The organism is Hymenobacter arizonensis, from assembly GCF_900115775.1.
In the GTDB taxonomy this organism is placed as follows: domain Bacteria; phylum Bacteroidota; class Bacteroidia; order Cytophagales; family Hymenobacteraceae; genus Hymenobacter; species Hymenobacter arizonensis.
The window spans coordinates 233,232-245,719 of the sequence record NZ_FOXS01000003.1; the positions used below are offsets into that span (position 1 = coordinate 233,232).

Annotated in this window: 7 protein-coding genes; 2 read left to right on the forward strand and 5 right to left on the reverse strand. The window is 59.9% G+C overall.

Translation table 11 applies throughout. The features are described from left to right. Window positions 1–119: 119 nt before the first annotated feature. The 4 genes from BMZ66_RS12665 to BMZ66_RS12680 form a co-directional block, all read right to left on the reverse strand. Window positions 120–1,739 (reverse strand): RagB/SusD family nutrient uptake outer membrane protein, encoded by a 1,620-nt coding sequence (locus BMZ66_RS12665; protein ID WP_092673635.1) that lies wholly within the window; start codon window positions 1,737–1,739, stop codon window positions 120–122. 35 nt (window positions 1,740–1,774) lie between these two features. Beyond that, window positions 1,775–4,924 carry a SusC/RagA family TonB-linked outer membrane protein gene (locus BMZ66_RS12670; RefSeq protein WP_092673638.1) on the reverse strand — a complete coding sequence of 1,050 codons (3,150 nt, stop codon included), beginning with the start codon at window positions 4,922–4,924 and terminating at the stop codon, window positions 1,775–1,777. Window positions 4,925–5,460: 536 nt separating this feature from the next. Next, a complete protein-coding gene (locus BMZ66_RS12675; RefSeq protein WP_092673641.1) occupies window positions 5,461–6,513 on the reverse strand; it encodes a glycoside hydrolase family 43 protein in 1,053 nt (350 codons plus the stop codon). A 219-nt stretch (window positions 6,514–6,732) separates the two neighbouring features. Next, entirely contained in the window at window positions 6,733–7,824 is a 1,092-nt protein-coding gene (locus BMZ66_RS12680; RefSeq protein WP_092673645.1) for a glycoside hydrolase 5 family protein, read from the reverse strand. Window positions 7,825–8,066: 242 nt separating this feature from the next. On the opposite strand from BMZ66_RS12680, the gene BMZ66_RS12685 reads away from it, so the two are divergent. Continuing rightward, window positions 8,067–9,140 carry a glycoside hydrolase family 43 protein gene (locus BMZ66_RS12685; RefSeq protein WP_214606995.1) on the forward strand — a complete coding sequence of 358 codons (1,074 nt, stop codon included), beginning with the start codon at window positions 8,067–8,069 and terminating at the stop codon, window positions 9,138–9,140. Between the two features lie 108 nt (window positions 9,141–9,248). Next, window positions 9,249–10,511: a zinc dependent phospholipase C family protein gene (locus BMZ66_RS12690; protein ID WP_092673651.1), complete on the forward strand. Its 1,263-nt coding sequence runs from the start codon at window positions 9,249–9,251 to the stop codon at window positions 10,509–10,511. A 36-nt stretch (window positions 10,512–10,547) separates the two neighbouring features. Here BMZ66_RS12690 and BMZ66_RS12695 read toward each other — a convergent pair whose 3' ends face one another. Continuing rightward, complete coding sequence (locus BMZ66_RS12695; protein ID WP_143080187.1) at window positions 10,548–12,347, reverse strand: T9SS type A sorting domain-containing protein; 1,800 nt, start codon at window positions 12,345–12,347, stop codon at window positions 10,548–10,550. Window positions 12,348–12,488 lie beyond the last annotated feature (141 nt).

The window sequence follows — 12,488 nt, forward strand, 5'->3', positions numbered from 1 at the left end:
GGTAATGAGTACGACTTACGGTGTGAGGCGACTGAGTTGCTGGCCTCTACTTTAAGCCAAACAGCCGCTGCACCAAGCGGTACAGCGGCTGAGCAGTCATCGAGCGCTGCCCGATAAGCCTATAAATAGTTGGGGTTCTGAGCGAGCTTGTTCAAGTCAACCTCGGTCTGCAGTATAGGCAGCAGGCGCGACCTGCCAACGATAAAAGTGTTGAAGTCGGGGTCGCGGGCTTTGAGGCGGTCTACCTCGGCTTGGCTGTCGAGCAGGCCCCAGCGCTGCAAGTCAAACCACCGCACGCCCTCGCCGGTCAGCTCGGTTACTCGCTCGTGCATGATTTGCATGCGCATGGCTTCCCGGCTGGTGCTCGCGGCTGCTGGCACTGGACCCAGGCCGGCGCGGGTCCGCACCCGGTTGATGAGTGGTATAGCGGCTGCGGTTTGACCTAGCTCGTTCAGGGCTTCGGCTTGCAGCAGGAGCACATCAGCGAAGCGCATCACGCGCTGGTTGATGGGAGAGTCGAAGTCTTCGAAAGTGCGGTAGTAGTCGGTTGCGTACTTCCGGTAATAGATACGTGACCGGTTACGGGCATCCCGGCTGTAGCGGGTTAAGAAACCCACGCCGTACACAAGGGTGTCGGCATCGGCGGGCAGGGCCGAGGGAAAGAGCGTCTGGTCGCGGCGGTTGTAGAACGCAGTAGCGGCCAGGCGTGGGTCGCGCTGCCCGTTGGCAGCGGGTTCCTGCAGAAACTCGCGCACCACCCACGGCCGCAGTTCGCCGTCGTTGAAGCCCGCGCCGGGGATGCCGGGTCGGCCACCTGCTTCGGCCGTGCCAGGAATGCCCCAGAATTGCGAGCGCTGCCCGCCCTGCGACGACGTTGCGTCAGGGCCGTTGCCAGCATCGTTGCCACCCTTCCGCTCGTCCGAGAACTGCACCTCAAAAATGGACTCCCTGTTGTTCTCAGTGGTGTGGCGGAAGTTGTCGGTGTAGCTCGGAGCCAAATCGTAGCCGCTGCCGGGGGCAATTACTTGCGCAAACTGGGCTTGGGCATCGGCCCAGCGCTTGTTCTGCATGTAGGCTTTGCCCAGCAGGGTGGTAGCAGCACCCTTGGTGGCGCGGCCTGCCTCGCTGCTAGGGTACGTTGCTGGCAAGTCTGTCTGTGCGGCCTGCAGGTCAGATATTACCTGATTCCATACCTGGGCCTCGGTGCCTTGCTGGCTGGTTTGGTTCAGGTCGGTGGAGTATTGCAGCACCAGAGGCACGTTGCCGTACAACGAAACGAGGTTGAAGTAGCTCAGGGCGCGCAGAAAACGCGCTTCTGCTATTATTCGCTTCTGCAAAGTGGCGTCCATGCCTTCGATGCCGGGCACGTTGGCGATTATCTGATTGCTGCGGAAAATGGTGCGATAGTGGTCGCGCCAGATGTCGCGCGACACCTCAAAGTCGTAGTTTACTTGGACAAAACGGGTGAAGTCGGCCAGTTCGCCCCAGGGGCTTTGGCTAAAGCCGCTATCATCGCGCAGGTCAAAAGCAAAGTTGAGCCAGCGGCGGTACATGCCCAGGCCCTGCAGCCCCGCGTAGTTGGCCACGGAAGCTTTTACGGCGTCATCGCTCGTTTTCCAAGAAGTCTGGATAGTGGGCAGGTTAGGATTTACCTGGTCTAGCAAGCCTTTTTCGCACGCTGTAGCACCCAGCAATAACGCACTCGCTAGTCCGAATTTGGTTAAAAATGAAACTTTCATATCTGATATTGAATGAAGATGATGGAGAGGGCGGCCTAGAAGCCAGCCTGAATGCCCAGCGTGAACGAGCGCAGGTTGGGGTAGGAGCCTTCGTCAATGCCGCGGGATAGGTTGTTGGCCTGGGAATTGAAGGAACCAGTGCCCACCGTTTCGGGGTCGTAGCCGCTGTAGTCGGTTACCGTGAATAGGTTCTGCCCGGTGACATACACCCGCAGCGAACTCACGTATTTAGCGCGCTCTAGTGCTGCTTTGGGCACAGTGTACCCAAGTTGCACGTTCTTCATGCGCAAATAAGAGCCGTCTTCCAGCCAGCGCGTGGAGTTGAAGCGGGCATTGTTGCCAGCGGCAAATCCGTTCTGCGGGCCACCCGCTATGATGGCGCGGGGCGTAGTAGTAGACGGGTTAGTGGTGGTCCAGGGACTAAAATCTGCGCGGTAGTTGCTGTTATCGGCGGTGTTGTCCGTCAGGAAGCGGCCTAAGTTCATTACGTCGTTGCCCTGCACGCCCTGGATGAAGGCCGTCAGGTCGAAGCCGCCGTAGCCCAGGTTCAGGTTCAGGCCGTACTGCAGTTTTGGAAACACCCGGCCCACGTGGGTCCGGTCCAGGTCGGTGATGATACCGTCGCCATTAATGTCCTTGTAGCGTACGTCGCCTGGGGCCAAGCCGGCCGGAATGTTCGCATCGCCGCTCTGGTAAATGCCGTCGAATTGGTACAGGTAGAACGAGCCAATCTCATAACCCTTTTCGGTGCGGGTGATGTCGCGTGGGCCACCTGTAAAGAAGTTAGCAGCTCCGCTGCCTTCGCCACCAGCCGTGCCAAGGTCAAGCACGGTGTTTTTCAGCGTAGTTAGGTTACCCGAGGCGCCGTATCGAAACTTGCCCCGGTCGTCGTTGTAACCGAGCACAAGCTCAAAGCCCTTGTTTTCGAGCTTGCCAATGTTACGATAGGGGTTGTCGCTGGCATTGCCCAGCGTGAGGGGCAAAGAGGGGTTAACAAGGGCATCGAAGGTTTGCGACACATAGTAGTCGGCCGACAAGCTCAGCCGGTTACTTAGAAAGGTCGCGTCGAAGCCCACATTGGTCGTTTGACGGCTTTCCCAAAGGATGCCGGTGCTGGCGTAGTTGGTTTGCAAAGCCCCATTTTGGGTAACACCCCCAAAGCCGTAGTTGGCATTGGTGTTTATAAAGCCCTGCGACCGATACGACCCACCATACGGTCCGTTGACTAAGTCATTGCCGAGGCGGCCAAAAGAAGCCCGCAGCTTGAGGTCTGAAATGCCGCTGAGGTTCTCAAAAAATTTCTCCTTCGACACGCGCCAGCCCACGGAAGCCGCCCCGAAGTTGCCCCAGCGGTTGTTTGCGTCGAAGCGGGAGGAGCCGTCGCGTCGAAACGCCGCCGTCACGAGATAGCGCTGGTCGTAGTCATAAGAGAGCTGACCAAAGAAAGACTCTTTGCCCCACACATACGACGAGCCGATGGCCTGCGGCGTCTGATTGCCTGCGTCCAATGCCCAGAAGTAATTGGGCCCCTCACCGTAGCCGAAGTTGACACCTCGCGTCAGGTTCTGTTCGAAGCGCTGGCGGCTGTAGCCGCCCACTACAGTCAGGTTGTGGTCGCCGAAGCTTTTGTCGAGTGTCAGCGTGTTTTCGGCCATGCCGAACACGTCGTTGCCCTGCGTCTCGCCAAAGTTGGAAAGCTGGGTAATGTCATTTTGCCGCCAGATGCCGTACCGCCGCCGCTGCTGGTCCTGAAACGCGTGGAACTCTGTGGCCAAGTTGAGGCGGTAGCGCAGGAAGTCAAAAATGGATACCTCGCCGTACACGTTGCCCTGCAGGCGGTTCGACGTGCCCGTATCGTTGAGCAGGGTTTGCGAGGCAATCGGGTTTAGGCCGAAGGTGCTGGCGTTGGGGTTGCCGATGCCGAAGCCGCCCGGTACCGTGCGGTCGAACACCGGGTTCACGGGAAGCATTTGCACCACGTTGTAGAACGGCGAGCCGTAGAACGGGATGACGTTGAGGCGGGTCTGGTTGGTGCGCGAAAGCATAGCGTTTTCGCCAATCTTGAAGCGTCCGCGGGTGAAGCCCGTGTTCACGCGCAGGCTGTAGCGCTCAAACTCCGGCCCCTGCACTGTGCCTTTCTGGTTGAAGTAACCACCTGCCACATTGAAGGTTGAAGTAGGCCCACCGCCTGAAAAACCCAGGTTGTAGTCCTGCACCGAACCCTGCTTGAAAAATTCCTCCTGCCAGTCAGTGTCGATGCCGGCTGGCAAATTAGCGGCAAACGGCTGGCGCGGAAGGCCCGCGTTGTCGTACGCCTGGTTATTAATGGCTGCCCATTGCGCAGCGTTGGTTAGGTCGAGGCGCTTTATCAAGTTCTGCACGCCGCCGTTGGCGCTGAAGTTGATGGCCGTGGTGCCGGCCTTGCCTTTTTTAGTGGTGATAATGATGACACCGTTGGCGCCCGAAGCCCCATAGGGAGCCAGCGAGGCCGCGTCCTTCAGGATTTGTACCGATTCGACATCGGCTGGGTTAAAGTCTCGTTGGCCGCCCTGGTTCTGCACCCACAGGCCGTCAATAACGTAGAGTGGACCACTGCCGCTGGCAATAGTGCCTAGGCCGCGAATGTTGATGTTAGGCGCTTGGCCGGGCTGGCCCGAGTTAGTAACCTGCACGCCCGCCACGCGGCCCTGAATGGCCTCGCCCACGGAAGCTACCGGCGCCCGGCGCACTTCCTGGGCCGTCACCGTCGACACTGCGCCTGTTACATTTTGGCGCTCCTGCACCAGGTAGCCCACTACCACGGCCTCCGATAGTTGCTGCACATCTGTGGCAAGCGTCACGCTGATGTTGGATTGGCCATTAACAGCCACTTCCTTGCTGACGTAGCCCACCGACGAAATCAGCAGGGTAGCATCGGCCGGCGCATCGAGGGTAAAGCTGCCATCGGCGCCCGTAGAGGTGCCGTTGCTGGTGCCTTTCACCAGTACCGTAACGCCAGGTAGGCCTTCGCCTTTCTCGTCAACCACACGCCCCGTAATGGTTTGGAGCGGAGCAACCGCAACGCTGAACTCAACCGAGCGCCGACCAGCGGCCTGGGCTTCGGCTGCCGGCTGCATGCACAGCGGCACGCAGCACAATAATGCCGGCACTGTTTGTCGGCATAAATCGAGATAAGAATTTTTCATGAAAAAAAGGGTTGGTGGGGTTTTGTTTCAACGTGGCAATCGTTTGCATAGATTTTCAGCAAAAGAGGCACTTAACTAGAGCAATTCTGGAAACCAAACGGAATGCGGGAAAGAGCGGGGAGCGCGCAGGTAGTGCTGGGTGGAGATGCCCGAGCCGAGACAGGCATTTGCAACTAAGCTGTAATTATAAGCATAATTGCAAGAGTAGTCAAGCTCAAGTGTATTGTTATGGGCCTTGGGGTTGGAGCTAGTCTGTTGCTGGTGAATGAGTATTCATGGCAATTTGTTTTTAGGTGATATCCTTTGGCGAGAGAGTCATACGCTGCATCAGAATTGGGTTGTTGCCAAAAAACGCCTCATAGCCACGCTTGCGCAAGGTTTTTGAGGTGCCAGTTCGTCGAGAAAAAAGAAAGAGTAAACCAGAAGTCTTCCGCTCCATGACAGCAAACGTTTGCACAAGCGGCTTATACGGACGCGTGCAGTTTGGGATACGGCCGCAGCTGTACTATTAGAAAAACAGGTAGCTCTTCGGCTGCTTACTCACCCGAAGGCCGCGCCAGCGGCTGGCCGGGGGGCACTGGCTTGCCAAAGACCGGGGTGCCATCGGCCTGCCAGGTGAAGGGCTGTGCGCGGGGCGAGCGGAACCGGCCGCAGCCCTGCCCGGGCTCGTCGTTGGCGTGGTATAGTATCCAGTCCTCGGTGCCATCCGGCGACTTGAAGAAGGAGTTGTGGCCCGGCGCAAACACCTTGGCCGCCGCGTCTTGCTGAAATACGGGCACCGGCGACTTGGTCCAGGAACCCGGTTGCAGCAGGTCGCTGTCGGCTGGGGCGGTAAGCATGCCCAGGGCGTAGAAGTCGGTCCAGCAGCCGCTGGCCGAGTAGATAAGAACGAGTTTATTACCGCGGCGCAATACCTGCGGCCCTTCGTTCACATCGACGTGGGGTGGGTCGTCGGGCGTACTCAGGTCGCCGTGCCGCTCCCAGGGGTACACGGGAGTCGATACCTTCAGGCTCGGGCCGTCCACGGTCCAGGGGTTTTTCATGCGGGCCAGGTAAATGCACTGCCGCCCGTTCACGTCGCCTTCCCAACCCGACCACACCAGGTAGTACTGGCCATTGTTTTCGAACACCGAGCCGTCAATGGCCCACTTGTTGGCAACGTCGCGCAGTTGGCCTTTGTCGGTCCAGGTGCCTTGCATGGGGTCGGGCGAGGCGTTTTCCAGCACCCACAGGCGGTGGGTTTGGTTGGTGCCAGCATCGGCGGCGTAGTAGAGGTACCACTTGCCGTTGAGAAAGTGTAGCTCCGGGGCCCAAATGTCGCGCGAGTTGGGGCCGGTGGCCGGGGGCGTCCACACCACTTTGCTGGGCGCGGTGCTGAGTTGGCTCAGCGACTTGGTTTTCCAGAGCGTGATGTTGCGGCCCGTGGTGTGGGTGTAATAATAGTAGCCCTTGTGGTAGATGCTCCACGGGTCGGCGCCGGAGGGGAGGAGCGGGTTGGTGAACGTTGGTTTTACGGCGGCGGGCGTCTGCGCCTGGCTGGGGCAGGCGAGGAGTAGGGTGGTGCTGAGGAGCAGGAAAAGCTGTTTCATGGAAGTCGGTGCTTGATTTGGTGCAGGCTCAGACTGGCTTTGGAGCTTCACCCTCGGCGGGACCTCACCCCCGGCCCCTCTCCCGCGGAGAGGGGAGCCACGGCGGCGCGGCGTAAGGTTAACATGACTCTTTGTCAATCGTCAGGCTCCCCTCTCCGCGGGAGAGGGGCCGGGGGTGAGGTCCCGCTGGCTGATATCCCATCATATCCGGCCTCCACTTTACTTCCCGTTCAGCTTCTTAATCAGCTCCGTCTCATCCTGCCGGTAGGGCGTGCCATCCTTGCGGAACACCTCGTGGAACCACTCCACCGGCTCGCCGCCATCGGCAATGGGCACGTCCCACTGGTACTTGGTGTTGGTCTTGCCATCGACCAAGCCCCAGTTGATGGCGCCCACGTTTTGCTTTTTGAGCAGAGGCATGATGTTGGCGAAGCGGCTGTTGCGGGGCCGGGCCATGTACTCGGTGCAGATGAGGGGCCGGCCGTGGGTTTCGAGCAGCTCAATGATGCGCTGGTGGGTGGGTGCCTCGTCGTAGTTGTGGTAGGTCACGATGTCGGAATTAAGGGCCTGGTACTTATTCAGCGCTTCAAAATCCCAGTTCCAGAGGCCGATGCTCAGGGGCTGGGTGGGGTTTACTTCGCGGGCCCAGGCAAACACGTTGCGCACCAGCGGTAGCGAGGTGTTGAGCTTGTCGGAATTGCCGGGTTCGTTGAACAGGTCCCAGAAGAGGATGCGTTGGTCGCGGGCGAAGCTGCGCAGCACGTCCTGCACGTAGGGCTTGAGGGCGATGAACTTGCTGGAGTCGCGCGAGATGATGTCGCCGGGGTCCTGCATCCAGCCCGAGTTGTGAATGCCGGTTTTGGGCGCGGGCTGGGGGCCTGCCTGGGGGTTCTTGTTCCAGCAGTCGTCGAAGAACACCAGAATGGTTTTGATGCGGTGCTTGTCGGCAATGCCCAGGTAAGTGTCGACGCGCTGCTTGAAACCTTTGGGGTCCTGCTGGTAGGCGAGGCTGTGCAGAAACACTCGCATGGTGTTGAAGCCAATGGCTTCGGCCCAGCCCAGCTCGCGGTCGATGGTGGTGGGGTCGAAGGTATCGGCCTGCCACATTTCCAGCTGGTTGATGGCCGTGCTGGGGGCGAAGTTGGCCCCGCTCATCCAAGGGTGCGTTTTGTACCAGGCATTGGCTTTCTCTACCGACCAGCGTTGGCCTTGCACGGCGTTGGCCGTGCCTTTGGTTTTAATCTTGGTTTTCTGAGCATACGAACCATTAGTGGCCAGTAGCATCAGCACGAACAGGAGCAGTCTTTTCATGGAGTGGGTGGGATTAGCAAGGGCGGAAGTGGTGGCTGACAAAACTCAGAGCCGTTGTCGGGGAGCTTGCGGCTACTACGCTTTGGGCTGGGAAGATAGTAGGATTGTTTATGACGAAGATTATTTGCGTTGGCCAAGTGGCCCCGCCAGGGAGGGCGCCTACCTTGCGCCTGCATCCGGGGCGAGCAGCCTTATCTTACTTCCTTCAAGCGTCCATTCCCACCCACCAACGCGTTTCTGTTATGCCTTCTCGTCGCGATTTTATGCTGCAGGCCACCGCTGGCCTGAGCGCCCTGGCCCTGGCCAGCCAGGCGGCCGCCCGTGCGGCGGCCCGCACCTACACCAACCCCGTGTACGCCGGTCAGTTTCCCGACCCCTTTGTGCTGCGCCACCAAGGTCGCTACTATGCTTTTGGTACCACGGGCACGGGCCGCACCCGCGACGGCCGCATTTTCACGCTGCTCACCTCCAGCAACCTCGTGGACTGGAAAGATGCCGGAGGATGCCTCGCACCCCCCGCTGCCGCCGAGGGTGCCGACTTTTGGGCGCCCGAAGTGGTGTTTCACAAGGGTACGTTCTACATGTACTACTCCATGGGCGGCGGGGCTATTGGGGCCACTGTGGGACACCGCCTGCACGTGGCCACCAGCAAAAAGCCGGAGGGGCCCTACCAGCAAGTAGCCTTGCTCGACGTGCCGGCCAGCAAGTTTACCATCGACGCCCACCCGTACCAGGACACCGACGGAAAGTGGTACCTGTTCTACGCCCGCGACTTCATAGACACCGACAACGGCTACCGCCCCGGCACAGGCCTGGTGGTCGACCGCCTGCTCGACATGACCCGCCTGGCCGGCGAGAGCCGCACCGTGATGCGCGCCCGCCACGACTGGACCGTGTTTGAGAAAAACCGCACCATGCCGCTCTACGACAACAAAACCTTCCCGGAGTGGCACACCCTGGAGGGACCGTTCATTCGGCGGCACGGCGGCAAGTACTACTGTTTCTACAGCGGCGCCAACTTCCTCACGCCCCGCTACGGCGTTGATTACTGCGTGGCCTCGTCCATCATGGGCCCGTATTCCGACGCCGGGGCCGAAAAAGGCCCGCGCGTGCTGGGCGCCGTGGCTGGCCACGTGCGCGGCCCTGGCCACCACTCCCACGTGCTCAGCCCCGATGGCAAAACCGAATACTTGGTGTACCACGCCTGGAACACGGCCATGACCGAGCGGCAGCTCTGCATCGATAAGCTGGCCTGGACCGCCCAAGGCCCCCGCTGCGTGGGGCCCACCTACACGCCGCAGCCCCTGCCCAGCTAGTAGGAGCGGGGTGAAATTTGTTTGGGCCTGAGACACTGAGGGCAAGGGGTGGCAACGGTGGAGCGATATTTGTCGTTGCAGGCACTATAAGTTGTGCTTACTTTGCTCATGCTTCGTCCCATTTCCTTGCTCCTGGCCGTTGTGCTGGCCCTCACGGCCCGTCCGGCGGCAGCCTATGCAGTGCTCACCCACAAGGCGAACATCGATTCGACCTGGGAAAAGAGCCTGGTGCCAGCGCTGGAACGGCGCTACCCCGGCGCCAGCCCCGAGGAGCTGGAAGATGCCAAAGCCTACGCCTACGGCGGGGCCATCATCCAAGACATGGGTTACTACCCATTTGGTAATGTGCTCTTTACCAACCTGACGCACTACGTGCGCTCGGGGGACTTCGTGCGCAACCTCATCAGCCAATCCCACGACCGCCTCGACTATGCTTTTGCCCTGGGCGCCCTAGCCCACTACGCCGCCGATGTCAGCGGGCACGCCGAGGGCACCAACCGCGCCATGGCAAGCGTGTACCCCGAGCTGGCCGCCAAGTACGGGCCCGTTATCACTTACGAGCAGGCGCCTAAGCAACATTCCCAGCTGGAATTTGCCTTCGATGTGGTGCAGCTGGCCAGCGGCAAGTACCGCAGCCAGGATTACCACAAAAGCATTGGTTTTAAAGTAAGCAAGTCGTCGCTGGAGCGGGCTTTTCGCCAAACCTACGGCCTGGAGCTGGGGCAGGTGATTGCCAACGTGGACCTGAGCATTGCCTCCTTCCGCTTCGCGGTAAGCGAGCTGATTCCGACCGCGGCCCGGGCCGCCTGGCACCACAAGCGCAAGGACATCATGAAGATGAGTCCTGGGGCCCGGCGCCGTGACTACCTCTACCGCGAGAGCCCGCGCGAGTTTCGCAAGAAGTACGGCAACGATTATAAGCGGCCCGGCTTTGGCGCCCGCATCATCTCCTACTTCATTCGGGTGCTGCCCAAAATTGGCCCGCTCAAGCCTTTTGCCTTCAAGCTGCCCACGCCCGAAGCCCAGGAGTTGTTCAAGTCCAGCTTCCGGATGGTGATGGAGAACTACCGCGCCGATGTAGCCCGGCAGCCCGCCGACACGGCCGCCTCGCCGCTGGCCCTCGACAACACCGACTTCGATACCGGCCACCCCACCCGCGCCGGCGAATACGCCCTAGCCGATGAAACCTACGGCGAGTGGCTGCGCCTGCTGGCCAAAAAGAAGTTTGAAAACGTCAACACCAAAGCCCAGCAAAATATCCTGAATTTCTACAATACGCCGCCCAAAACGCCGGCCTCTGAAAAAGAAAAAAAGGACGACAAGCAGCGCGAAACCAAGGAAGCCTTGGAGCAGCTAAAGGCGCTACAGTAGCGTAGTAGTGAGGCGGCTGAGTGGCAGATACGGTAACTACTCCACTGCCAGTAGCCGGGTCGTGCGCTGAGCGCCGGCCAGCACGTGCACGCGGTAGAGGCCAGGGGCCAGCCCCAGTAAGCTCAACTCGCATCGGGCGCCGCTAGTAGCGGGCGTAAGGACTTGGTCGCGAACCACCCGGCCCAGGGCGTCGACGAGCGTGACCCGGCCTGGGGAAGCACCATGGAAGGCTGGTACCACCACCGTGGCCGAGGCGTGGGCCGGATTGGGAAATACCGTGACCGTGGGGGCCGCCAGGAGTTCGGAGGAAGTAGTGGATAAGACGGCCTGGTCCGTAAGACTGACCAGGAAGGGCACGATGCTGTTGCTGGGGTAGGTGAAGGCGTTATTGCTAAAATACGCTGGCGTTTCTACCCAGCCGCCCAGGTAAACAGTACGCCCCGACAAGGCCATGGTAGTGGCTTCATCACGCCCGAAGCCGCCCGCGCTCTGGGCCCAGTTGAAGCTGACGCTGGAGCCGGCATCCGTCATTTTTGCCACAAACGCGTCGCCGGAAGCGTTGCTACCGGAAAAGTTGCCCAGGGTATGGGAGCCGAACTGGCTGGTTTGGCTATAGATATTTCCTGCTAAATAGAGGCTGGGCCCATCGGCGGCCAGCCCTACCACGGCTTCACTGTTGAAGCCACCGGCTCGCTCGGCCCACATGAAGAAACCCGCAATGCCTGTGTCGGTAAGCTTGGCCACGAAGATGTCGGCATTGGTGATGGTGGGCGATGCGTTGGCCAGCGTGGTACTGCCAAAGGTGGCCGTGGGCCCCGAAAATATTCCGGCTATGTATACGTTGAGGCCGCTTACTGCCAGGGAACGAACGTAGGTGCCAGCGCCCGGCCCCGCTCCGGCTTGTTGCACCCATGCAAACTCGGCACTGGCCCCGGCGTCGGTCAGCTTGGCCACAAACACATCGTAGGTGCTGCTCTGCTTCGAAACCATCAGGGAGCCAAACGTGGCGGGTTGGCTGCTTAAGTTTCCGGTCAGGTACACACTGTTGCCGCTCACGGTCAGGGCCCGGCCGCCGTCGTTGAAGGTGCCGCCAGCTTGCACAGCCCAGGTGAAATCAGCGCTCGGCCCCGCATCGGTGAGCTTGGCCACAAACACGTTTTGCCCTCCAAAAGCGGCGCGGTTGGTCAGGACTGTGCTGCCAAAGGTGCTGCGCGGCCCCTCGAAGCCGCCGGTGATGTACACACTGCTTCCGCTCGCGGCGATAGCACTGGGAATGTCATCGCCGGCACCTCCGGCCTGGCGGACCCAAGAGAAGCTAGCCGTGCTGCCAGCGTCGGTGAGCTTGGCCACAAAAATGTCCGCAGTGAAGCTGGCAGGGGTTGAATTTAAAATCCGGGTGCTCCCAAAGCGGAGACTGTCTCTGCTGAAATAGCCCGTCAGGTACACATTGGAGCCATTTACGGCTAGGGCCGTTATGGACGCGTTGCCGCCGTCGGCACCTTGTTCAACCCAAACAAAGCTGCCAGTAGCCGGGCTCCATTTTGCCAGATACAAGGCCCGCCCACTTCCACTGGTGAGGGTGAAGGCTCCCAAATGAACGGTACCATCAAACGAGCCCGCCACATACACGTCGCCATTGGCCGCGGCGGCAGAGGCGTATACCGAAGAGCTGTTAGTGCCGGAGGCCCGCTCGCTAATGGCTATGGCGTTCTGCCAGGAAGGGGCCTGCGCCCTCGCCCCGCTGCCAACCAGTAGCAAGAGGAAAACCCAAACAAGTGTGAAGCCCCGAGTGCTCCCGGAAAAGGTGCCGAGCCAAGCGAATAAAGGTAGAGACATAGAGAGGTAGAAAAAGAGAAATAGTTACAAGAATCAAGGTTCAAAGGTAGAACTGGAGAGCGGAAAATATTTCATTCCGCTGCTTAAACCACAGGGCGTTGGCCGCATCTATGGTAATGAATTCTAGTCCTCCATTTTATA